This is a genomic window from Cellulophaga sp. L1A9 (assembly GCF_009797025.1).
Taxonomy (GTDB): Bacteria; Bacteroidota; Bacteroidia; order Flavobacteriales; family Flavobacteriaceae; genus Cellulophaga.
Genome location: NZ_CP047027.1, coordinates 5,048,763 through 5,072,468 on the forward strand (window position 1 = coordinate 5,048,763; position 23,706 = coordinate 5,072,468).

Annotated in this window: 26 protein-coding genes and 2 pseudogenes; 10 read left to right on the forward strand and 18 right to left on the reverse strand. The window is 33.8% G+C overall.

Features of this window, described 5'->3' with window-relative positions; translation table 11 throughout:
- From coaE to GQR94_RS22315, 11 genes and pseudogenes are all read right to left on the reverse strand, one after another.
- Window positions 1-600, reverse strand: a complete 600-nt coding sequence (coaE, locus tag GQR94_RS22265; RefSeq protein ID WP_370458264.1) for a dephospho-CoA kinase — start codon at window positions 598-600, stop codon at window positions 1-3.
- Window positions 600-1,484: a CdaR family protein gene (locus GQR94_RS22270; protein ID WP_158979370.1), complete on the reverse strand. Its 885-nt coding sequence runs from the start codon at window positions 1,482-1,484 to the stop codon at window positions 600-602. Before GQR94_RS22270 ends, coaE begins: the two co-directional genes overlap by 1 nt.
- 80 nt (window positions 1,485-1,564) lie before the next feature.
- Window positions 1,565-2,569, reverse strand: coding sequence for a glycosyltransferase family 2 protein (locus tag GQR94_RS22275; RefSeq protein WP_158979372.1), 1,005 nt, complete (start codon window positions 2,567-2,569; stop codon window positions 1,565-1,567).
- A gap of 67 nt (window positions 2,570-2,636) precedes the next feature.
- Window positions 2,637-3,449, reverse strand: coding sequence for an enoyl-ACP reductase (locus tag GQR94_RS22280; RefSeq protein WP_158979374.1), 813 nt, complete (start codon window positions 3,447-3,449; stop codon window positions 2,637-2,639).
- A 100-nt stretch (window positions 3,450-3,549) separates the two neighbouring features.
- Window positions 3,550-5,202, reverse strand: a complete 1,653-nt coding sequence (gene recN, locus GQR94_RS22285) for a DNA repair protein RecN (RefSeq protein WP_158979376.1) — start codon at window positions 5,200-5,202, stop codon at window positions 3,550-3,552.
- Window positions 5,203-5,312: 110 nt separating this feature from the next.
- Window positions 5,313-6,203 carry a DUF4835 family protein gene (locus tag GQR94_RS22290; protein WP_158979378.1) on the reverse strand — a complete coding sequence of 297 codons (891 nt, stop codon included), beginning with the start codon at window positions 6,201-6,203 and terminating at the stop codon, window positions 5,313-5,315.
- Entirely contained in the window at window positions 6,196-7,401 is a 1,206-nt protein-coding gene (gene coaBC, locus GQR94_RS22295; RefSeq protein ID WP_158979380.1) for a bifunctional phosphopantothenoylcysteine decarboxylase/phosphopantothenate--cysteine ligase CoaBC, read from the reverse strand. The genes GQR94_RS22290 and coaBC overlap by 8 nt, the downstream gene beginning before the upstream one ends.
- A gap of 1 nt (window position 7,402) precedes the next feature.
- A complete protein-coding gene (locus tag GQR94_RS22300; RefSeq protein WP_029665057.1) occupies window positions 7,403-7,738 on the reverse strand; it encodes a DNA-directed RNA polymerase subunit omega in 336 nt (111 codons plus the stop codon).
- A 15-nt stretch (window positions 7,739-7,753) separates the two neighbouring features.
- On the reverse strand, window positions 7,754-8,578 hold the full coding sequence (locus GQR94_RS22305) for an outer membrane protein assembly factor BamD (protein WP_158979382.1): 825 nt from the start codon (window positions 8,576-8,578) through the stop codon (window positions 7,754-7,756).
- A 125-nt stretch (window positions 8,579-8,703) separates the two neighbouring features.
- Window positions 8,704-9,596 (reverse strand): annotated as a pseudogene (gene dapA, locus GQR94_RS22310) (4-hydroxy-tetrahydrodipicolinate synthase).
- Between the two features lies 1 nt (window position 9,597).
- Window positions 9,598-10,134 carry a hypothetical protein gene (locus tag GQR94_RS22315; RefSeq protein ID WP_158979384.1) on the reverse strand — a complete coding sequence of 179 codons (537 nt, stop codon included), beginning with the start codon at window positions 10,132-10,134 and terminating at the stop codon, window positions 9,598-9,600.
- 67 nt (window positions 10,135-10,201) lie between these two features.
- On the opposite strand from GQR94_RS22315, the gene GQR94_RS22320 reads away from it, so the two are divergent.
- The 5 genes and pseudogenes from GQR94_RS22320 to aqpZ all read left to right on the forward strand — a co-directional run bounded on the left by GQR94_RS22320 (window position 10,202) and on the right by aqpZ (window position 13,520).
- Entirely contained in the window at window positions 10,202-10,969 is a 768-nt protein-coding gene (locus tag GQR94_RS22320) for a 5'-nucleotidase C-terminal domain-containing protein (RefSeq protein WP_233268570.1), read from the forward strand.
- Between the two features lie 3 nt (window positions 10,970-10,972).
- Window positions 10,973-11,881: a bifunctional UDP-sugar hydrolase/5'-nucleotidase gene (locus GQR94_RS22325; RefSeq protein WP_158979388.1), complete on the forward strand. Its 909-nt coding sequence runs from the start codon at window positions 10,973-10,975 to the stop codon at window positions 11,879-11,881.
- A gap of 12 nt (window positions 11,882-11,893) precedes the next feature.
- The gene (locus GQR94_RS22330; protein WP_158979390.1) at window positions 11,894-12,340 is read left to right on the forward strand and encodes a GNAT family N-acetyltransferase; all 447 of its coding nucleotides are present in this window, start codon (window positions 11,894-11,896) and stop codon (window positions 12,338-12,340) included.
- Window positions 12,341-12,476: 136 nt separating this feature from the next.
- A complete protein-coding gene (locus tag GQR94_RS22335) occupies window positions 12,477-12,668 on the forward strand; it encodes a cold-shock protein (protein WP_158979392.1) in 192 nt (63 codons plus the stop codon).
- A 152-nt stretch (window positions 12,669-12,820) separates the two neighbouring features.
- Window positions 12,821-13,520: pseudogene (gene aqpZ / locus GQR94_RS22340) on the forward strand (aquaporin Z).
- Window positions 13,521-13,564: 44 nt separating this feature from the next.
- Here the strand turns inward: aqpZ and GQR94_RS22345 are convergent.
- From GQR94_RS22345 to GQR94_RS22355, 3 genes are all read right to left on the reverse strand, one after another.
- Window positions 13,565-13,858: a hypothetical protein gene (locus GQR94_RS22345; protein ID WP_158979394.1), complete on the reverse strand. Its 294-nt coding sequence runs from the start codon at window positions 13,856-13,858 to the stop codon at window positions 13,565-13,567.
- Entirely contained in the window at window positions 13,855-15,093 is a 1,239-nt protein-coding gene (locus tag GQR94_RS22350; RefSeq protein ID WP_158979396.1) for a sodium:proton antiporter, read from the reverse strand. The genes GQR94_RS22345 and GQR94_RS22350 overlap by 4 nt, the downstream gene beginning before the upstream one ends.
- A 91-nt stretch (window positions 15,094-15,184) precedes the next feature.
- Window positions 15,185-16,189, reverse strand: a complete 1,005-nt coding sequence (locus GQR94_RS22355) for a sugar kinase (protein ID WP_158979398.1) — start codon at window positions 16,187-16,189, stop codon at window positions 15,185-15,187.
- 207 nt (window positions 16,190-16,396) lie between these two features.
- Between GQR94_RS22355 and GQR94_RS22360 the strand changes: the two genes are divergently transcribed.
- Window positions 16,397-16,564 (forward strand): lmo0937 family membrane protein, encoded by a 168-nt coding sequence (locus tag GQR94_RS22360; RefSeq protein WP_158979400.1) that lies wholly within the window; start codon window positions 16,397-16,399, stop codon window positions 16,562-16,564.
- Window positions 16,565-16,638: 74 nt separating this feature from the next.
- Here the strand turns inward: GQR94_RS22360 and ligA are convergent, their stop codons facing one another.
- From ligA to GQR94_RS22375, 3 genes are read right to left on the reverse strand one after another with little or no spacing between them, the layout of a single operon-like run.
- Window positions 16,639-18,639: an NAD-dependent DNA ligase LigA gene (gene ligA / locus GQR94_RS22365; RefSeq protein ID WP_158979402.1), complete on the reverse strand. Its 2,001-nt coding sequence runs from the start codon at window positions 18,637-18,639 to the stop codon at window positions 16,639-16,641.
- Between the two features lie 18 nt (window positions 18,640-18,657).
- Window positions 18,658-19,509, reverse strand: coding sequence for a peptide chain release factor N(5)-glutamine methyltransferase (gene prmC / locus GQR94_RS22370; protein WP_158979404.1), 852 nt, complete (start codon window positions 19,507-19,509; stop codon window positions 18,658-18,660).
- Between the two features lie 5 nt (window positions 19,510-19,514).
- Complete coding sequence (locus tag GQR94_RS22375) at window positions 19,515-20,003, reverse strand: GNAT family N-acetyltransferase (RefSeq protein WP_158979406.1); 489 nt, start codon at window positions 20,001-20,003, stop codon at window positions 19,515-19,517.
- 43 nt (window positions 20,004-20,046) lie between these two features.
- On the opposite strand from GQR94_RS22375, the gene ribD reads away from it, so the two are divergent.
- From ribD to GQR94_RS22395, 4 genes are read left to right on the forward strand one after another with little or no spacing between them, the layout of a single operon-like run.
- Window positions 20,047-21,099 (forward strand): bifunctional diaminohydroxyphosphoribosylaminopyrimidine deaminase/5-amino-6-(5-phosphoribosylamino)uracil reductase RibD, encoded by a 1,053-nt coding sequence (ribD, locus tag GQR94_RS22380; RefSeq protein ID WP_158979408.1) that lies wholly within the window; start codon window positions 20,047-20,049, stop codon window positions 21,097-21,099.
- Entirely contained in the window at window positions 21,092-21,694 is a 603-nt protein-coding gene (locus GQR94_RS22385; protein ID WP_158979410.1) for an HAD family phosphatase, read from the forward strand. Before ribD ends, GQR94_RS22385 begins: the two co-directional genes overlap by 8 nt.
- Entirely contained in the window at window positions 21,695-22,558 is an 864-nt protein-coding gene (locus GQR94_RS22390; protein ID WP_158979412.1) for a DMT family transporter, read from the forward strand.
- Entirely contained in the window at window positions 22,558-23,172 is a 615-nt protein-coding gene (locus GQR94_RS22395; protein ID WP_158979414.1) for a YigZ family protein, read from the forward strand. Before GQR94_RS22390 ends, GQR94_RS22395 begins: the two co-directional genes overlap by 1 nt.
- Here the strand turns inward: GQR94_RS22395 and GQR94_RS22400 are convergent.
- The gene (locus GQR94_RS22400; RefSeq protein WP_158979416.1) at window positions 23,156-23,581 is read right to left on the reverse strand and encodes a thioesterase family protein; all 426 of its coding nucleotides are present in this window, start codon (window positions 23,579-23,581) and stop codon (window positions 23,156-23,158) included. The genes GQR94_RS22395 and GQR94_RS22400 overlap by 17 nt on opposite strands.
- Window positions 23,582-23,706: the final 125 nt, after the last annotated feature.

Consider the following 23,706-nt stretch of genomic DNA (forward strand, 5'->3'; position numbering starts at 1 on the left):
TTAAAATTTAGAAGTAAAAGAAGATAATTTAAGAAGTTGTTTATGAATTTCTGCCACGAGAAAAGAAGTCTTTTCTAAATCTAAATTATTGATCACAAAGTCTGATAAAGCAGCTTTCTTTTCATCAGACCATTGATTATCAATGCGTTCTTTAACTTTTTCAATAGAAATATGGTCCCGTGAAACAACCCGTTCTATTCTAATTTTTTCTGGAGCAGTAACTAATATTATTTTAGCAAATCTATCTTCGGAAGAATTTTCAAATATAATTGCAGTTTCTTGAATAATATACGGGAATTCTTGATTTTTAACCCAAGAAATGAAATGATCTTTTACTGCGGGATGAACAATTGCATTTAATTTAGCTAACAAATCAGGATTTGTAAATACCTTATTTGCTATGTACGATCTATTTAATTTGTTATCCAAATAGGATTCTTCACCTAAAAGCGCTTTAATTTTACCGCTAAGAACTTCTGAATCTACCATAAGTTTTTTAGCCTCTAAATCTGAATAATAGACAGGCACACCTAAAGCATGAAACATTTTTGCTACCGTAGTTTTTCCACTTCCTATTCCACCTGTTAAACCAACAATCATTATTTCCGCTTTAAAATATATCGTACTTCGTTAGACATAAGCCGTATATCACTCAAATATTCGGGAAATGTCTCTAACTTTAATACAATGGCATGTTTAGCATCATCCTGAATTAAATTGTAATCTGCCACCACACTAAAATCAGTTGTTTTCAGATCTTTTAAATCATCTATTTTTGCTTTACAGACAATCTTTACTGTATCTGGAAATAGTTTAATTTCAAAATTATCTGGCAAATTTATCACCTTGATAGGTGCTTCTATTATTTTTTCTGAAAACCTAACCACTTTTCCTTTTACAAAGACTTTAGCGGTAAGGTAGGTGATGTTATCTGTGTTTTCTGGCGTTTGCAACAGCAATTCTTCACTGAAATCTTCAGTCACGTTACTTATTTTTTTCACTTCAGTTTGGATACTTTCAATTTCCTCCAAAACTTTCCCTGGCCCTTTAACTAAAATACTATCAGGACTTATTATTATAGCCCCTTCTAACATGTAGTTTTGAGAAAAATCAATTTTCAGTCTTTGCATCACTGGAACTTTTTTTCGCTTCAACTCGTAAATTTCTAAAACGATAGCATCGCCTTCATCTACTCCTAAGAATTCCATTGAATGTGGCAATTGTTTTTCTATTTGCAATTGATAGACACTTCTTGGAACGATGTAAGCATCATCCTTTTGTTCTGCTTTTGAGACGTCTATTGTTACTGTTTTGTTTTTAAAACCAAAACCTAAAAAAGTAAATCCGCTAGCCTTAAGTTTAACATCAATATGATCTTTTGATGCGCCTACAAATAGCAGGCTGTCTGGTACGTTTACATATACCACATCAAACGTCGCTCGTCCGGTATAGTCTTCAGAAAGTTTATTAATAAACCACGACATGCTCGAAAAAAATAGAAAAATCAGGAAGATTTTAACTTTTCGCTTCTGAAGGCTTTTCTTAATTTTTATCATGATCCGCATTAGTTTTTAAAGAAGAGCTTAGGAAATAATTCTTCTGCTTTCTTTGAACTAAAGTTAAGTAAGATTGTTGATTTTAAAAAACCATATCCATAACCTACGAACTGAATACATACCGCCGCTAATGAAAGTAAGGCTATTGCTGCATTTTTATTTTTCAACAAAGAATCCAAAAATAACAACACAAAGTAAAACAGATATAAGTAGACTGGAAAGTTAAACCCGAGAAAAGCAAAAATTACGGATAATAAAAAACCTAAGCAAAAAATAGTGGGAAACCAATAGGTGACTTTTTTTGTTTCAGGATGCCAAGCATTCAATATAGGCCTCACCATACCAAATTTATTGACTTGAATGTAAAATTTATTCCAATCTATTCTTCTTTTATGAAATACATAAGCCTCGGGTATTAATTTAGTTTCAAAGCCTTTGCTCCAAATTCTAATCGTTAAATCTGGATCTTCCCCGGGATGTATATTCCCATACCCTCCTGTACTCTCGAAAGCTTTTCTTGAAATTCCCATATTAAAGCTTCTGGGCTGAAACTTATCTACGGCGGTCTTACCTCCTCGGATACCACCTGTAGTTAAAAAGCTAGTCATTGCATAGTTTATTGCTTTCTGCACTAAAGAGAAGCTCTCATGCGCTGCATCAGGACCACCATAACAATCTACATATTCTTTTTCTAGCGCTTTTTCCGCCGCGTCTAAATATTGCGGAGGCAAAATACAATCAGAGTCTAAAACAATAAAATAATTTCCACGTGCTTTACGCATTCCGTAATTCCTAGAATCACCAGGGCCACTATTAGGTTTTTGAAGATAAGTGATGGATAATTTATTTTCGAATGCTGCAATTACAGCTTCAGAACTAAGCGTTGAGCCATCTTCTACAATAACAATTTCATACGGCTCTTTATAAGTTTGCATTACCAAACTTTCAAGCAGCTCTTTAATCTCATTAGGCCTATTGTACACAGGAACTATAAAGGAAAAGTCTAATTTCATTTTGAAATAGCTATAAACATAAAAGCCACCCGAATAAACGAATGGCTTTCGATTGAAAATCTAAATTTTATTTACTGAAATACTCAATAACTTCTTGACTAACTCCTGTATTAGAGAAGCCTCCATCATGAAATAAATTCTGCATGGTAACTTTCTTCGTTAAATCCGAAAATAAAGTAATCGTATAATCAGCACAATCTTGAGCAGTTGCATTTCCTAAAGGAGACATTTTTTCTGCGTAGCTGATAAAACCATCAAAACCTTTTACCCCTTGACCAGCAGTTGTAGGTGTTGGAGATTGAGAGATTGTGTTTACGCGAACTTTCTTTTCTTTACCATAAAAGTATCCAAAACTACGCGCAACAGACTCTAAATACGCCTTATTATCTGCCATGTCATTATAATCAGGAAAAGTACGTTGTGCTGCCATATACGTTAAGGCCACAATACTCCCCCATTCATTCATAGCATCAGCCTTATAAAGCGTTTGCATTACTTTATGAAAAGATAAAGCAGAAACATCCCAACCTTTAGCTGTGAAATCATATTTCTCATCCGTATACTTTCTTCCTTTACGAACATTTACAGACATTCCTATAGAATGTAAAACAAAATCTAATTTACCTCCTAAAATTTCGGTAGCTTTTGCTACTAAATTAGCCAAGTCTTCTTCGCTAGTAGCATCTGCTGGAATAATTTCTGAACCTGTTTTCTTTGCAAGTACATCTATTTGCCCCATTCTCATGGCGATAGGCGCATTAGTTAACACAAAAGTTCCGCCTTCTTCATGAACACGTTCTGCAGTCTTCCATGCAATTGAATTTTCATCAAGAGCTCCGAAGATTATCCCTCTTTTTCCTTTTAATAGGTTGTATGACATTTTATTTATTTTAGTATTCCTCTAATTAAATTCAAATATATTAAAATTTGAATGGTTCGTTTATTTGAAAATTGTTTTATTTTGATGTCTACAATACAGACTACCCCAATAATTGTTTGGCATGAGCTAATGCAGACTCAGAAATATCTTTTCCTCCTAACATCTCTGCTAATTCTCTAATACGCTCCTCTGTTGATAGTTTTTTCATTCGAGTATGTGTAACCATACCTTCTTCCTCTTTATACACCTTGAAATGATGTATTCCTTTAGAAGCTACTTGCGGTAAATGGGTAATGGAAAAAACTTGCATGGTAGCACTCATCGCTTTCATAATGTCGCCCATTTTTCCAGATATTTCACCAGAAACCCCTGTATCTATTTCATCGAACATCATGGTAGGTAATTGTTCGTATTTTGCTAAAATAGATTTAATAGTTAACATTATTCTAGACAACTCTCCACCAGAAGCTACCTTTTTTAGATCACCATAATTAGATCCTTTATTTGCTGCAAACAAAAAGAGCAACTCATCTTTTCCTGATGAATTAAACGTTGAAGAAGGATTAATTTCAATTTTAAAAGTAGCACTTGGCATTCCTAATTGCGCTAAACTTTCTAAGAGTTGCTTTTGTAATTCTGGAATTACTTTGTTTCTTTTTTTTCTGATCTTTAAAGCAAGATCATCCAAAGTTTTCTCTTTTGTTTTAAGTTCTTTTTCTTTTGAAACAATATCAGCCTCTACACTATCTGCTGCGCTTACACTTTCCGATAATTTTTCTTTGATATCAATCAACTCTTCTATAGCAGCTACATTATGCTTTTTAAACAAGTTGTACAGCAATTGAAGTTTGGTATTTACTTGCTCTAGAACCTCAGGATTAGCTTCTGAGTTCTCTTGAAGTGTTTGCAATTCTGATGAAATATCGTCTACTTCTATAAACACAGAATTGATACGTTCATTTAAACCTACAAATTGCTGACCAAATGCTGCTAATTTACTAGAAGCTAATTTTAGTTCCGTCAGTAAAGTTACAATCCCAATTTGCTCATCATTTAACAACGAATGTCCTTTAGACAAGTGCTCTTCAATTATTTCAACATTATTTAATTGCTCATATTGCTCTTCTAACTCTTCAAGAATACCTAGTTTTAAAGGCGCAACTTCTAACTCTTTTAAAAGGTGACTATTGTAATCGTATTCTTTAGTTGCATTTTCTTGAAATGCAACTAGCTTCTTTAGTTCTCGCTGTGTTTTTTGATATGATGATAGCCCTTCATTAAATTTAACTAAAAGAGTACCATTAGCTGCAAGTGCATCAATCACCTTTAATTGAAAGTCATTATCTGCTAATTGTAAGGTTTGATGTTGTGAGTGAATATCTATAAGCCGATCACCTAAACTAGACAAAATATCCAAAGTAACAGGTGAGTCGTTTACAAACGCTCTAGACTTACCACTTGGCAAAATTTCTCTTCTGATAATTGTTTTTTTCTCAAAATCAAGATCTTTCTCCGTAAAGAAGTCTTTCAAATGATATTTTTCAACATCGAAAGTGGCTTCGATGATACATTTCTTTGTTTCATCACGAAGCGAGCTCAAATCTGCTCTTTTTCCTAAGACAAGCCCTAAACCTCCTAATAAAATAGACTTACCAGCTCCTGTTTCCCCTGTAATAATGGTGAATCCATCATTAAAAGTAACATTTAGTTTATCTATTAAGGCGTAATTCTGTATTGATAGTGAGTTCAGCAATTCTAAAAAAATTTAGTGCCGTAAAGATAATTTATATTCTTTGAGTTTGAAACTATTAAGCAATTACGATACAATTTTATTATAACGCAATAAATGAAGTTGTCTTTTACTTAGTAGGTGATTGAATTCCAAGTACTTGAATACAAAGGTGCTATTCGAGCAAGTGTTTCTTTAAGCTGGACAATATCTACTTTAGGGCCATCTGAAAAAACATTTTTTATTTCTTCGGATTTAGCATCGAAAAAAGTCTGGATTAGAAAGGCATTAGGCCTACGTTTTACCAAAGTTTCTAGCAATCGCATCGTCCCAGAAATCACCTGTTTGCCTGTGCTGTTATTATCTGCCAAAATATCCATTCCTTTTCTATGGTAATTATACATTGCCACCCTGTACTCTTTAAAGGTATTAGACAATAAATTGTCTACCAATTCAAAACGTGTGCGTTCACTAGCATCTTGACTCCATCCAGCAGCACTACTGCCTTGTGCTTGTGTTACAATATTTTGTGCTTTTCTATAAAAATCTGTTCCTCCTTCTAGCTCAAATGTATCGGCATCAATACCTAACATAATATACACGTAGTAGGCCACTACACTAACTAGGTTAGAATCATATACATTTTCATTATAAACCAAAGGCTGAAATTCTGTGTATTCAAAGTTTAATTCGTTGTCTTTATAATTAAAAGCAGGACTATCGTAAGACGTATTGAAAATTGGTCGAGAGGATTGTAATTGAATACTAGCATTGAATTTATTATTCTGGTATTCCGTGACCGTAATAAACATACGTGCATTTAATCTTTCCACTTCTTTGTAGTTCCTATTCGTCCATTTTGTTTTATTTACAAAATCGTTTAAAGAACGTTCTAAAGTTTTAAATATTTGCTGATTCGTTTGTCCTACCTGATCAGAATTTATAGTAACCACCGCATTCAACTCCTGAGCTCCGCTATAGATAGGGAGAAGTAAAATGATTAATACCAAAAGAAAATTACGCATGTAACCTAGTCATTATTTCATTCATGATATCCTTAGCAACGTCTGCCTTGGTTTTTAGTTCAAACGCTTTAATCGTAGAATTCTTATCTATGAATGATATTTTATTTGTTTTTTTTCCAAAACCAGCACCGGAATCATTTAAAGAATTAAGAACAATGGCATCTAAATTCTTACGCTTTAACTTGCCTTTTGCGTTTTCAATTTCATTTTCTGTCTCTAATGCAAACCCAACTAAAAATTGATGTTTCTTCTTTTGCCCCATGGAAAACAAGATGTCTTTATTTTTAACCAATTCAATAGTTATATCTTCTGCTTTCTTTTTAATTTTTTGTGTGGCAATAGTTTTAGGTTTGTAATCTGCTACTGCAGCTGCAGCTATCGCTATTGCAACATTCTCAAAATACTTATGCACTTCAAGGTACATCTCTTCAGCAGACACCACACGAATTAACTGAATTAAATCATGACTTACATTTAAATGAGAAGGTCCTGAAATTAAAATAACTTCTGCGCCTAAATTAGCGGCTGCTTTTGCAATTTCAAAACCCATAAGCCCAGAAGAGTGGTTTCCTATAAAACGAACAGGGTCTATTGCTTCATACGTAGGTCCTGCTGTAATTAATACTTTCTTTCCTCGCAAGGGTAACCCCTTAACAATAAAGTTCTTTAGAAAATCTACAATAGCATCGGGTTCTGCCATCCTACCCTCTCCATAAAGGCCACTTGCCAGTTCTCCTGAAGTTGCAGGAATCATGATATTACCATACGACTGTAGCTTTTCAAAAGAAGCTTTTGAAGACGGATGTACATACATGTCTAAGTCCATGGCAGGTGAAAAAAATACAGGACATTTTGCAGACAAATAAGTTGCTAAAAGTAAATTATCACAAGTACCATTAGCCATCTTTGATAATGTATTTGCGGTTGCCGGTGCTATGATCATGTAATCTGCCCAAAGTCCTAATTCTACATGATTACTCCATGACAAACTACCATCTTCCTCATTAATAAAAGAAGATAATACGGGATTTTTAGACAGCGTAGAAAGCGTAAGAGGGGAAACAAAAGAGCTGGCGCTATCTGTCAAAATTACTTTGACATTAGCGCCAGCTTTTATAAGTAAACGGACTAAAAAAGTGGTTTTATAAGCGGCAATACCTCCTGTAATTCCTAAAAGGATGTTTTTTCCGCCTAACATTTTACTTTAAGTCTTTCGCTGTATTTCTGTAATAGATTTTATCATCTAACCACTCAGTAACTGCTAAAGCATGTGGCTTTGGTAATTTCTCATAAAACTTAGAAACTTCAATTTGCTCTTTATTTTCAAAAACCTCTTCTAAGCTATCGCTATATGTTGCAAACTCTTCTAACTTTTCTAATAACTCTTTTTTAATTTCAGAGTTAATCTGAACAGCTCTTTTAGAAGCTATAGAGATTGCTTCGTATATGTTTCCTGTAGGAGCATCAAATTCATTCTTATTGATAGTCACTGTAGAAACAGGAGCTTTTGAATTTTTTAAATCGTTCATGTTCATAATAAAACCTGTTATTTATTTGGAATAATTTTCTAATTCTTTTTCAATTTTCTCCATCAAATTATCCGCGTCCTTTTCATACTGCGTTTGAGGAAAATTCTTTTTTAATATACTATATGATGTTTTAGCATCTTGCAGACGTTGCTTCTTTTTTTGCTCTGTACTATTCAATGCTAAATTAGTTAACGCTTTCATTTTATAAAATAGTGCATCTTCCTTATAAATTGATCCAGGAAAGTCTAAAATGAAATTATCCATCGCTGCTGCTGCAGAAATTGAGAAATCCAAAGTATAGTACTGTCCTAATTTTGTAAACTGCTTACCTATTTCAATAGCTTTAAGTTCTTTTTTTTGAGTAAGATCTTTAGCCATTTGATTGGCCTCTGGCATAAACTCAGATTCAGGAAAAGTATTGATAAACGTTTGAAGTTTTTGAAGTGCTTTATCTGTATCTGTTTGATCCAAAGAATAGTCAGGTGACAGCATGTAATAACTCTTTGCTACTAAAAAACCAGATTCTTGGGCTTTATCACTTTTAGGATATGATTTTAAAAAACGTTCAAATTGATATCCTGCGGTATTATAATCTTTAATTTGATAATAAGAATCTGCTAAGAAAAACATAACACGTTCTCCCTGAGGTTTACCAATATACTTAGGGGTTATCTGTTCTAACAACCTGTTAGCACGCTTGAAGTCTTTGGCTTCATAAAAATTTTCAGCCATATCATACTTGGCTTTAACGTCATCATTCTTTAGTACTTTTTGGTACTCACTACAAGAACTCAAGATAAGCGTTAAAACTAAGAGACTTAAAAAAGGTCGCATTTTTCTAAACATTCTGCAAAATTAGTTATTCTTAATGGATTTAAAAAACATTTTCTATCGCTAAAATAACGTGCAGTGCTCCTTTTACAAACGATTTGGCTAACTTTTAACTTAAAATTACAGTTACAGCCTCCTTCTTAAGCAGAAACCTTAGCCATTGTTTTTAAAAAATTAGCTATTCTTTGCTTCAATTCTTTTGTTGCTTCTATCAATGGTAAACGTACTGTTGCTTTACAAATTTGTAATGATTCAAAAATAGATTTAATCCCTGCTGGATTACCTTCTTCAAAAATAAGATGCATTCCTTGCTCCATTTGATGGTGCAACTCATACGCCTTCCCTATTTTACCTTCTAAGCCCAACCGAATCATTTTAGAAAACTCACTTGGCAGACCTTGTCCAATAACGGATATTACGCCTGCCCCACCCGCTAAAACTGTTGATAATGCAGTACCATCATCTCCAGAAATAACTAGAAAATTTTCAGGCTTATTTTGAATAATCTCATGGATTTGAGCCATATCTCCGCAAGCTTCTTTAATCGCTACAATGGTACTAAAATCATGTGCCAAACGGAGTGTGGTTGCTGCCGTCATGTTGCTGCCTGTTCTTCCCCTGGAACATTATACAGAATAATCGGTTTTGGAGAGGCCATCGCAATTGCTTTGAAATGCTGATAAATGCCTTCCTGCGTTGGTTTGTTGTAATATGGAGAAACCGATAAAATAGCATCAAAATCTGACAAATCTGCAGTTTTAAGCTCTTCTACAACGGCATAAGTATTGTTCCCTCCAACCCCTAAAACTAAAGGTAGTCTACCTGCATTGGTTTTTACCACAGTCTCAATCACAAGTTGTTTTTCCTGTGCAGTTAATGTAGCTGTTTCCGCAGTTGTTCCTAGAACCACCAAATAATCAATACCACCTTCTATGCTATATTCTACTACGCGTTGCAACCCTGTTACATCGATAGAAAAATCTTCATTAAAGGGAGTTATTAAAGCTACTCCTGTGCCAAACAAATTTTTCATATTATTCTATTTCCTTAAATATCTTAAGGTACTTTTTTAATTCTTTTTGAAACAACCCAAAATCTGAAAGGGGTGTTTGTAATATAAGATCATTCAATTTATGATCAACAGTATCAAAACCTACGCGTATTCTTGCCTTAGTTTTTAATGTCATTAATTGCAAGAGCAGTTGTTCATCTGAATAATAATTCAGTAAAACATCATATTCTCTACTTAAAAATTCTAATGCGTATCCATTTTCTATTGCCCCATTCCATCCTAAATCTTTATCCGAAAAAACAGGCGTTGCATATGGCGAATTTTTATCGTAAAAACTTTTATACCCAATAATTTTAACCGAGTTAGGCCTTAATTTAAATTCATCTACCAACTGATAAAATAAATTAACATCCTCAAACTTATCCAAATCTACTATACATCCTACAGAAGCTATTCCATGTCCTTTTTTTGCATTCGCTATGGGACTAGACAATAGCTGCTTTACATACTTTCTAGCAGATTTTTGTTTTAATTTTTGTTTTAAAGCTTTTAAAAACATGTATTTTTACATTTGTACAAATGTAAATAATATTCACAGCAATTATAACACGAAGATACATACTAAAATGATTTTAAAAATTAAACAAATTGTTATAATTGTAACAATCACTTGTTTTTTATCCTGTAAACAAGAAAAACCTGTTTTAATTCAAATTTCAGGTACTCAAATTGCAATTACAGACACCATTGATAGTACAGTTAGTATAGAAGAGTTTGTAGCTCCATATAGAGATCGGATTAATGAAGTTTTAGACAGTACCCTAGCCTACGCTCCAACAACGATTTCTAAAAATGATGGCGCACTAAATACTACTGCCGGAAACTTAATGGCAGATGCTGTTTTAGAGCTAACCGCACCTATTTTTAAATCCAGAACAGGCAGCACCTTAGATCTTGTTTTATTAAATCACGGGGGAATCCGAAGTACCATTTCAGCAGGAAATGTTTCTGCTAGAACGGCTTATGAAATTATGCCTTTTGAAAATACGATTGTTGTGGTAGGCTTAAAAGGTGACGCTATTCTTGAAATGGTGAACTATCTAATCAAATCTAAAAAACCGCATCCGCTTGCCGGGTTACAAATTACATTAAATAAAGATGATAGCATTCACGAAATCCGCATACAAGGTCAACTTTTTGATGAAAGCAAAACGTACTATGTTGCAACGTCTAATTATTTAGTAAATGGTGGAGATCACATGGATTTCTTTAAAAATAAAGTAACATTTACAGAAACAGATTACCGCATAAGAAATATAATGATTGATTATTTCTCTAAAAAAGACACCATTGCTCCAATTATAGATGACCGATTTATAAAATTAGACTACTAAATCATGAATAGAAGAAAATTTATTACCAACACTACAGCAACATCAGCATTTATAGGACTTGGCGGATTGACTTTAAATTCTTGTGCTTTAGATGCAAAAAAGAAAATAACTATTTTACATACTAATGATGTACATAGCCATATTGATGCTTTCCCTAGTTCTCATTCTGAGTTTCCTGGTCTTGGAGGCATAGCCCGCAGAGCAACTTTAGTAAACACCATTAGAAAAGAAAATCCGAATACCTTACTTTTTGATGCCGGTGATATATTTCAAGGAACACCTTATTTTAATTTTTATGGTGGGGAGTTAGAATTTAAACTTATGAGCATGCTTAAATATGATGCTGCAACCATAGGTAACCATGATTTTGATAACGGTATTGATGGCCTTTTTACTCAACTACCTCACGCGAAATTTAAATTGATAAGTGCTAATTACGATTTTACAAATACAACGATGCAAGGGTTTACAAAACCCTATGATATTTATACTATAGATGGTGTTAAAATAGGGGTTTATGGTTTAGGCATTGAACTTGACGGATTAGTCACTAAAAAACTTTTTAAAGAAACAAAGTATTTAAATCCATTCGAAATTGCTTTAGATACCGAAAGAATTCTTAAAGAAGATGAAGCTTGTGATATTATTATTTGCTTATCACATTTAGGATATAAGTACGATTCTGAAAAACCAGATGATCTTAAATTAGCGGCCAAAACAAAATACACAAATCTTATTATTGGCGGACACACTCATACTTTTTTAGACAAACCAACAGTTGTAAAGAATAGCATTCAAAATGATATTTTAGTAAATCAAGTAGGTTGTTTTGGCGTAAACCTAGGACGAATTGATTTTTATTTAGACCATAATAAAAACATGGCAGCGGATGGTGTAAGCATTACTGTTTAACTCTATTTAACCATGATTCTTTTAAAAACAAATGCAACAAACAAAGACTTTATAGCCCTAATAAAAGCCCTAGACGCTTATCTTAAAGTTACGGATGGCGAAGAACATGATTTTTATAATCAATTTAACGGACTAGAAGATTTATCACATGTATTAGTAGTATATAACAACAATGCCCCTATCGGTTGCGGAGCAATAAAACATTTTACTGATACTACCTTTGAAATTAAAAGAATGTATGTAAAGCCTGACTTTAGAGGAAAAGGGGTGGCTTCAAAAATTTTAAACGCTTTGGAACAATGGTCAAGAGATTTGAAGTATACGTCTTGTATTTTAGAAACAGGAACCAGACAATTAGAAGCAATAGCCCTATATCATAAAAACCACTACGAAATAATCCCTAATTACGGCCCCTATAAGGAGGTTGAAAATAGCATTTGTTTCAGAAAAAAATTATGAGGACCACCATTGAAAATTTTCAATTTAGAATCAAATAATTTTCTTTAAAACAAAATAAATCCCTAACCATAGTGATTATTTAAATATTTGGCATCATCTTTGCCTTAATATTAGTATTAATAATTAATTTTTTAACATGAGTAAAGGAACAGTAAAATTCTTCAATGACACTAAAGGTTTTGGTTTTATCACTGAAGATGGTGTAGACAAAGATCACTTTGTACACATCTCTGGATTAATTGACGAAATTCGTGAAGGCGATGTTGTTGAGTTCGATCTAGAAGAAGGTAAAAAAGGTTTAAATGCGGTAAACGTAAAAGTACTATAATATATACTTTCTAGAATTTACAAAGCCCCATTCATTAAGTTGAATGGGGCTTTTTTCGTTTATACTCTTTCGTGTTTAGTTACTTAAATTCTTTTATTATCTTGCAAATGTTAAAACCATTAACAAATAATAAATCACTAAACACACAAATGATGAAAAAACTTATTGCAGAATTTATTGGAACTTTTTGGCTTGTTTTGGGCGGATGCGGTAGTGCCGTATTAGCAGCAGGAATCCCCAATATAGGAATTGGCTTTGTTGGCGTTGCCTTGGCATTTGGACTTACCGTATTAACCGGAGTATATGCGCTGGGGTCATATTTCCGGCGGACATTTTAATCCCGCAGTATCAATCGGACTCTGGGTTGGTGGGCGTTTTGAAGCAAAGGAAGTTATTCCTTACATACTATCTCAAGTGTTAGGAGGAATTGCTGGCGCAGGAATACTTTATCTAATTGTGAGTAACCAAGCAGGCTTCACGGGATATTCGCAAGCAGGTGAATTTGCTTCTAACTTTTATGGTATTGAGCAGTACGGGCATACATTTAATATGACAGCCGCTTTGGTAACTGAAGTCGTCATGACATTTATGTTTCTTATCGTTATTTTAGGAGCAACGCATAAAAATGCATCTCCTGGTTTTGCAGGATTGGCTATTGGCTTAGCATTAACATTGATACATTTAATAAGTATTCCCGTTACAAACACCTCTGTGAATCCTGCTAGAAGTACTGCGCAAGCACTATTTGTAGGCGCAGAAGCTATTGGGCAATTATGGTTGTTTTGGGTAGCTCCCATCATAGGCGCTATTTTAGCAGGCTTACTTTACAAGTTTATAGCACCAAATAAGTAATGATAAAAAAGTCCCGTATTTTACAACACGGGACTTTTTTTATTTTATAATATACTCTCGACAATTTCTTGAAGCTCATCTTCTAAATTAATTGTGGGATATGTTTTTCCTGCTTGCTTATACCAATAGCCTGCATTAAAGGCATCACCTTCTTTTCTATGTAAATACCCATGAATCCAACTTCCTAATGGAGTATGTAGATCTTGTGCAATTGCATGAGAATTCTGCCAATCATCTTTTGCCACATACCACAATGCCTTTAACCCTTCGGGCCAATTGATCTCTGGTGTATTTTGTTCTAGAGCATATTTAAATTCTGTGTAATTTATTGGTATCATTTTGCTAATTTTTTTACTAATTTCCCAACACTTAATCCCTGAACAACAATAGAGAATACGACCACCACGTAAGTGATTACTAAAAATAAATCTCGGTTCATCTCATCAGAAAGCCCTAAAGCCAAGGCTATAGATATTCCTCCACGCAAGCCCCCCCAAGTCATAATAACATTCGTATTCGGGACAAAATCTAGTTTCTTTTCAAAGATTTTAATGGGTAATACTAAGGAAATATAACGACATAACAATATAATTGGTATTGCCAATAAGCCCGCTATAATGTAATTGATATTGAACGTTAGCACTAACATTTCCATTCCTATTAAAACAAATAAGAGGGTGTTCAGCAATATATCAATCAATTCCCAAAATTTATCCACATATGTTTCTGTGGTTTCTGACATTGAACTATCTCGCAAGGTATCATTACCTACAACTAATCCTGCAGTAACCATTGCTAATGGTGCTGATAAATGTAATTTTTGCGCTATAACAGTACCAACCATTACAGTCGCTAAGGTAATAATAACCTCAATATCATAGTCATCTATAGATTTCATCAATCGGTACGTAACCCAACCTAATAATAACCCTAAAACGATGCCACCAATAACTTCTACACCAAACAGTTCTACAACATCTAAGGCCGTAATGCTTTCCGTAGACGGACTTGCAAATTGATAAATTGTTAAAAAGACAACAACCCCTACTCCATCATTAAAGAGTGATTCTCCAACAATTTTAGTTTCTAATTTCTTAGGAACTCCCGCTTTTTTTAAAATTCCGAGTACGGCAATTGGATCTGTTGGAGATATTAAAGCTCCAAATAATAAGCAATGAATATATTGCACATCTAAACTAAAAATTTGCAACAGATAAAATACCGCGGTTCCTACCAAAAATGTAGAGACGAGTACTCCCAATGTGGAAAATAGTAATATTGGTCCTCGTTGGACTTTTAGCTGCTCAAAATTAGTATGTAAAGCTCCTGCAAATAGCAAGAAACTCAACATCACATCTAATAAGATAGATTTAAAATCAATTTGAGTTATAATATACTTTTCAGCATTCAATAAGGTATCGTCAAAATAACTAAAAGCAAATATTCCCAATGTAAAAACAATGGTAATCAGCATTAGGCCTATAGTATTCGGCAGTTTAAAAAAACGAACATTGATATAGCCAAACAAGGCCGAAAGAAATACCAAAATGGCAATAATTACAAAATAATCCATAAATCTGTTGGGTTTAGGTGTTTTGCAAAAATGCGACAAAACGATAAGTAAAAATAATACAATGAGTAAAAATTAATCCTTAATATCCCTCTTATCTATTAAACCTTCCTGTGGTATTTCCATCAAGAATACCCATCACTTCTTTTACGGTAGCAAAATTAACATCTCCTTCATAGGTATGCTTTAAAGCGCAAGCTGCACTAGCAAACTGCATGGCTTTAAAATCATCAAATTCTTGTAACCCATAAATTAATCCTGCTGCAAAGGCATCTCCAGTCCCAATTCTATCTACAATATGAGTAATATCTAAATCTTCTGTTTCTCTAAACTCTTGACCATTCCACATTCTAGCTCTTATCTTATGCCAAGAAGAATTTAATGAAGTTCTTATTTTATCAAAAACCTTTTCTATAGAAGGAAAACGCTCCATTAATTGTTTGCTTGCTGCAATGAAATCTTCGTTAGAGTAACTAAAAGTAGTCCCCAAAACTTCATTCATTTCATTAATACCGCCAATAAAAATAGTAGAATACTCCAATAATTCTGAAAGTATTTCTTTTGCATCGCTGCCATATTTCCACAGACCACTTCTATAGGTTGGATCTGCTGTTATGGTAATGCCCTTCTTTCTAGCCAAAATTAAACCTTCTCGCAACGTCTCATACCCACCTTGACATAACGCTGGTGTAATTCCTGTCCAATGAAACCAAGTAGCTTTTTTTAATGAAGCTTCCCAGTCTACCATATCCGGTTGTATTTCTGAAAAAGAAGAATGGGACCTATTATACGATATTGAACTAGGTCTCATTACAGCACCTACTTCTAAGAAGTAAACACCTAATGGTCTATTAGAGCGCACAATAGAAGAGGTATTTACATCAAACTTATTTAAATAAGAAATGGCTGTATCCCCGATAAAATCATTAGAAATACAACTGATATGTTTTACTTTTCCTCCAAAATTAGAGATAGAAATTCCCACATTAATCTCTGTACCTCCGAAATAAAATTCTAAAGTATTTGATTGTATAAATTTCTTATTCCCTTCTGGCGATAAACGCATTAATACTTCTCCGAAAGTTATTGTTTGATTCATTACGAAAACGTTTGATGAACTACGAAATTAAATAAGAATTCCGCCTTTTTACTACAAAATATGAATTAATAACAAATGTTCTTGCAATTGACTAGTAACAACACATCAATTAAAAAAGAAATGAATTGCATTAATAATTTATTTTATGCAGTTACACACGAATACCCTAGAAATATATCTTGCCGTATAACTTAAAAACAACATACTATGAGAAGTCTTCTTTGGTTAGTAGCCGTTATTTGTATTATTGTATGGCTTTTAGGAATGTTAGGAGTCGTACCCGGAATTGGAACCAATAGCTTAATACATATACTTATTGTAATTGCTGTAGTTGTAATTCTTTATAATATAATTTCGGGCAGAAAGCCACTATAAACATTGAATAAAAAAGTACATCAATAAAAAAGTCAGTCTTTAATTAGACTGACTTTTCTTGTTTCCATATATTTTTAGGATGCTAACAAGGCTAAAAAATCATCTTCGCTAATAATAGCAACTCCCAAATTTTCTGCTTTTGTTCGTTTACTCGGACCCATTTTATCACCAGCTACTAAAAAAGTAGTTTTTGAAGAAACTGACGAACCTACTTTGCCCCCATTATCTTCAATTAATTTTTTAAGCTCATCACGGGATACTTTTTCAAACACTCCCGATACAACAAAAGTTTGCCCTTTTAAATCTTCGGTCTGATTTTCTAATTTTTCTGCGGATAACTCAAACTGAACACCATAACTTTTTAAACGCTCAATAATTTCTTGATTCGTTTCATTCTGGAAAAACTCCACGACACTAGTTGCAATACGCTCTCCTATCTCATCAACCTTAACTAATTCTTCTACGGAAGCAACTTTCAACGCATCTATATTTTTATACGCTTTTGCCAATTTTTTAGCCACAGTCTCACCAACAAACCGAATGCCTAATGCAAAAAGTACACGTTCAAAAGGAATTGAAACGGATGCTTTTACTCCGTTTATCAAATTTTCAGCAGATTTTTCTGCCATACGCTCCAAAGGCATTACTTGCGCTTTAGTTAAGGTATATAAATCCGCATAATTTTTAATTAATTGCTCCTTATACAAGAGTTCTACAGTTTCACCACCTAAACCTTCAATATCCATGGCTTTACGTGAAATATAATGCTGAATTCTTCCCGTTATTTGCGGTGGACAACCATAGAAATTAGGACAAAAATGCTTAGCATCTCCTTCCGCACGTTTTAATTCTGTATGACACTCAGGACAGTGATCTATATATTTTGTAGGTACGGAGTTACTTGGTCGTTGCGAGAAATCTACCCCCACAATTTTTGGAATAATTTCTCCTCCTTTTTCTACAAAAACCGTATCTCCTTCACGAATATCAAATTTCGCTATTTGATCCGCATTATGTAGAGAAGCTCTTTTTACGGTTGTTCCTGCTAATAGTACAGGTACTAAATTAGCCACTGGAGTAATAGCCCCTGTTCTCCCTACTTGATACGTAATTTCATTTAAAAGCGTAGAAACTTGCTCTGCTTTAAATTTATAAGCCATTGCCCAACGTGGGGATTTAGAAGTATAGCCTAATTCTTCTTGGTACTGTAAACTATTTACTTTTATAACTACGCCATCTGTTTCGTAGGGCAATTCATGTCTATGAACATCCCAATGTTCTATAAAAGCCATCACATCATCAGTTGACTTGCAGAGTTTAGCTACAGTAGGTACTTTAAAACCCCAAACCCTTGCTTTTTCTAACATTTGAAATTGCGATTCAATCCCTGTTTTTTCTCCTACAATACCATACAATAAACACTCTAATGGTCGCTGTGCCACCAAAGCGCTATCTTGAAGCTTTAGACTTCCAGATGCTGTATTTCTAGGGTTCATATAAGGGTCTTCCCCATTTTCTATGCGCTCTGCATTCATTTTCGCAAAACCTTCAAAAGGCAATACAATCTCTCCACGAATATCAAACTTAGGCGGATAATCGCCTTTCAATCGTAGAGGGATAGACTTTATGGTCTTTATATTATTCGTTACATCATCGCCTTGAAAACCATCTCCACGCGTTAATGCTCGCACTAACTGTCCGTTTTCATAAGTGATACTAATTGACGCACCATCATATTTAAGTTCACAGGTAAATTCTACCGGAACATCACCTAAATTACGCTGAATACGTTTTTCCCAGTCTTCTAAATCTTCTTTGGAGTAGCTATTATCTAAAGAATACATGCGACTTTCATGCTCCACGGTATTAAAGCTTTTGGTTACCATGCCGCCCACTCGTAAACTTGGCGACGTAGCATCATAAAACTCTGGGTGTTTCGCTTCCAAATCTTGCAATTCTTTCAATTGCATATCAAAATCATAATCAGATATTGTAGGAGTATCTAATACATAATAATTGTAATTATGCTCTCGAAGTGCTATCCTTAGTGCTTCTATTTTTTGCTTACTATCCATTTAATAAGATGGGTTATTTTATTTTTTTATTCCTTTCAACATTCGGTCATTGCCAAATAAATCTTCTCGCAGTTCAATATCAGAAAAATTATATTCTCTTAAAAGAAGTTCCGTTTCTTTTCCTAAATATTGGTTGATTTCAAAATACAACCTACCTTCTTTTACCAAATTTTGAGTCGCAAAATCAGTGATTTTTTTATAAAACACTAACGGATTATCATTTGTAACAAATAATGCTAATTCTGGCTCATGCTTTAATACATTTTCATGCATTGCCGCCTTTTCTAGTTCACGCACGTAAGGTGGATTAGATACTATGATATCAAAAGTTTCTTTTAGAGCATCTATCTCTAAAATACTGGCTTTAATAAATTGGATTGCAACTTTATTTGAAACAGCGTTTTGTTTCGCTACAGCAATGGCCTTTTCGGAAACATCTAGGGTGTATATTTTCGCATTTGGTAAATGCTTCGCTAAAGAAATAGGAATACAACCACTCCCCGTTCCAATATCTAGTATTTTTAAATTAGATTGATGGTCTTTAATATCATCAATAATCCAACGTACCAATTCCTCCGTTTCTGGTCTAGGAATAAGCACGTCTTCATTAACGATAAATTCCATCTCCATAAATTCTGTGACACCAATGATATGCTGAATTGGCACTTGAAGCTTTAATTTGCTTAACGCTTCAAATAATGGAGTCTCTTCTTCCTTTGTGATAATTAAATTGGGCTCCATTGCCAATACAAAGCGTTGTAACCCTAAATAATGCTCTATAAGCATATAAAAAAAGCTATTTACTTCTTCTTTTTGATACAAAACATCAAGCTCTAGGTGAAATATATTTTTAATTTCTCTTAAAAGCATCCTTTTTATTTTAAGTCTTTCAACATCCAAACAGGACAGGAATAATGCCCTGTATTTCCCATAGGCGCTTCTAAGTATTCAAATCCAGATTTCTTATATAATTTTTGGGCGGCTTCCATATAAGGCATGGTTTCTAAATACATTTTACTAAAACCATATTCCTTTGCTTTAGCGATACAAGCATCAATCATTTGCTTGCCTACTCCTTTTCCTCTTGCCTCTTCTAAGAAGTACATTTTCTGTAGCTCACACACATTGCCTTCATAATTTTCTAATTGCGCAACGCCACAACAACCAATAACCTTATCATTTTCTTCCACTACAAAATAGGTTGCTTTAGGAACATTATAATTCTCAAACATATGGTCTAGCGCCTTATCTGCATAAGCTGTCCCTACTTTTGGCACTCCCAAATCTACCAACACCTTCCTAACAACTTCTGCAACAGCTGGGTTATCTTTTTGTTGAATTTCTCGAATTGTAATACTTCCCATAATTTCTTAAATCGATATCTATATAATATCCTATTTTTGCGATGTGAAGATACATGAATTTTATATTTTACGTTGCATACAAATAGCTCAAAACGGTTTAGGAACTACAGCTCCTAACCCAATGGTCGGTGCCGTTATAGTACATGACAATAAAATTATTGGCGAAGGTTATACCTGTCCATATGGGGGGGCACATGCTGAAGTAAATGCTATCAACTCTGTTCTAAACAAGAACTTACTTCTAAATGCTACGATATACGTAACCCTTGAACCTTGTTCTCATTATGGCAAAACGCCCCCTTGTGCAGATTTGATTATAAAAAATAAAATTAAAAATGTCGTGGTCGGACTTTTAGATCCACATGAAAAAGTAGCGGGTCAAGGTATTCAAAAACTTAAAGACGCTGGTTGCCAAGTAACAGTTGGTGTCTTAGAAAAAGAATGCCGTGAACACCATAAACGTTTTTTAACCTTTCAAGAGAAACACCGGCCCTATATTATTTTAAAATGGGCAGAAACTACAGATGGTTTTATTGCTCCAGATGCTCATTTAAGAACAGAAGAAAAGCAACCTTTTTGGATTACCAATCCCTATTCCAGACAACTTGTTCATCAATGGCGAGCAGAAGAACAGGCCATTTTAGTAGGTACTAACACCGTATTAACAGATAACCCAAAACTAGATGTGCGTAGTTGGACGGGCAAAAACCCAACACGTATTGTTCTAGACAGAAGCTTAAAAATTGATGCAACCTATCATGTATTAGATAAAAGTGTAAAAACTATTATTTTTACAGAGATTTTAGAGGAATTGAAATACGAAAGTGAGATAATTTATATTCAAATTGATTTCACAAAAAATATAGCATCTCAAATTTGCACAGCACTTTACGAACAAAATATACAAAGCGTTATTATAGAAGGTGGCTTACAAACCTTACAAACTTTTATTGCTGAAAACTTATGGGATGAAGCCCGTGTATTTAAAGGAAACTCTTCTTTTAAACATGGAGTAAAAGCCCCTGAGATACTTGGCACTTTGAAAGAAACTAGAAACATAGAAAAAGACATTTTAAACCTATATTACAATGATTAAGAATATCATTTTTGATTTTGGAGATATTTTCATCAACTTAGATAAACCCGCAGTTTTTAAAGCCTTGGCAAAATTTGGTTACACCGAAATTACGCCAGAATTAGATGAAATTTTTAAAGCCTACGAAATGGGTTTAATGAGTTCTGATGATTTTAAATCAAAACTTAATACTATTTTCCCCGATGCTACTCCGCAAGAAATAAAAGACGCATGGAATAGTATCCTATTAGATTTCCCTGAATACCGATTAGAATTTCTAGAGCAATTAGCTTCCGAAAATAAATACCGCCTATTTTTATTGAGTAACACCAATGAAATTCATATAGATCACGCTATTGAATATATGGGAGCAGATCGGTTTAATAAATTCAAAGCCTGTTTTGAAAAATTTTACTTATCCCACGAAATAAATTTAAGAAAACCCAACAAAGATATTTACGAGTTTGTTTTATCAGAAAACAACCTTATCGCTAAGGAAACTTTTTTTGTTGATGATACCAAAGAGAATACAGACACTTCTTCTGCCTTAGGAATTAAAAGCTGGAATCTAATTGTAGGCAAAGAAGATATTACGCAATTAAAGAGCAAATTGTAAATGATAGACTTAATATTATGCATCCTCTTTTCTAGTTCACTCTTTGTGATCTTTAAACTTTATAGTACCTATAAAGTTCAAACGCTTTTTGCTATTATCACCAACTATTTTGTTGCGGCTACATTTTCAACTTTCTTTTACAAAGAATCTATAGATTTTACAACATTGCCCAGTAAAGATTGGTTTTTACCCACTATAAGCCTTGGCTTTTTGTTTATTTTAGTTTTCTATATTACGGCAAAAACATCACAACAAATTGGTGTTTCCGTAGCTTCTGTGTCTTCCAAAATGTCACTAGTTATTCCTGTACTTGCGGGTGTAATCTTGTATAAAGAAGAACTAGGAATCATAAAAATAGTTGGAATAATTTTAGCGCTCATTGCTGTATATTTTGCCTCCTTAAAAGACCGCACAATCACCGTCAAAACAGGAACGCTGGTACTGCCTTTACTTTTATTTCTAGGATCTGGATTCGTAGACACCAGTATCAAGTACATACAAGCTACGTACGTACCCAAACATGAATTCCCATTTTTTTGCACTGTAGTCTTTACATCAGCTGGAATTTTTGGCGTCCTGTTCATTTTAATAAGGTCATTTAAAGTACCACTAAAAATAAATTATCGAAATATTTTAGGCGGACTAGTTCTCGGCATTTTCAACTATTTAACCTTGCATTTTTTACTGCGGGCATTACAAAACGACTTTTCGGACAGCTCTTCTATTTTCACCATTAATAATGTGGCAACCGTATTATTTTCTACCCTTTTAGGTATTCTACTTTTTAAAGAAAAATTAATCCCTAAAAATTGGATTGGAATTGGATTGGCGGTAATCAGTATCATATTAGTAGCTTTGTTCTAATGGAAATAGCCTCAGACACCTACAAAACACTTTCTAAACCTTCAGAAGAAATTCTGTTTAAAGAGAAAAAGAGCAAATTTTTCGGCTATGCATTCCCCATACAATCAGAAGACGAGGTAAAACCACTATTAGAAGAAATAAAGAAAAAACATCATACGGCAGGTCATGTATGTTACGCCTGGCAATTAGGTATTAAAACTCAAAATTACAGAGCAAATGATGATGGCGAACCTAACAATTCTGCAGGAATGCCCATTTATGGCCAAATACAGTCATTTGAGGTCACCAATGTCCTTGTTGCAGTTGCTCGTATATTCGGAGGCACAAAACTTGGTGTAGGAGGCTTAATTAGCTCCTATAAAACTGGAGCCCAAATGGCTTTGGAATCTTCAAAAATTATAGAGAAAATTATTCAAGTACAGTTTGCGCTATTTTTTGAATATGCAGCTATGGATAAAGTAATGCGCATTATAAAGCAAGAACAACTATCCATCGTTTCTCAAAAGATGGAATTGGATTGCAAAATTGTTATTTCAGTTCGAAAAAATGACGAAGAAAAAATTCATGGGATTTTTTCAGAAATGCATACCATTAAAATCAAACCTGTTTCTTAACTGCATTTTGGTACGCAGAAATTTTCTCTAACAACTCTTCAGGACATCTCATCGGTTTATTTTTTTTAGCATCAATAAATGCCAAAACGGTATGAGCTTCGACCAACAACTCCTTTTTCTCGTTGAAAATCATATAGTCAAATTCTATCTTAACTGCCGGTAATTTTTTTATGTTTGTCACTACGGTTATAAGATCATCATATAAGGCAGATTTCTTGAAATTAACACTTAAAGAAATTACGGGTAAGATAATACCACTTTCCTCTAACGCTTTGTAAGAAATTCCTAACCCACGTAACCATTCCACTCGTCCCATCTCTAGATATTGCGCATAGTTACCGTGATATACGACTCCCATTTGATCTGTTTCACCATATCTTACTCTAAAAGAAATTTTGTTAATATCCATTATTTTTAAACTAAAAATTATATATTTAAAGGCTGTACTTCTTTGAGGGGGCAACATGGTAAAAAAAAACCGAAAATTCAATACTAATGAATTTTTTTTTTAGTTTTTTTGTTCACATATTTGTC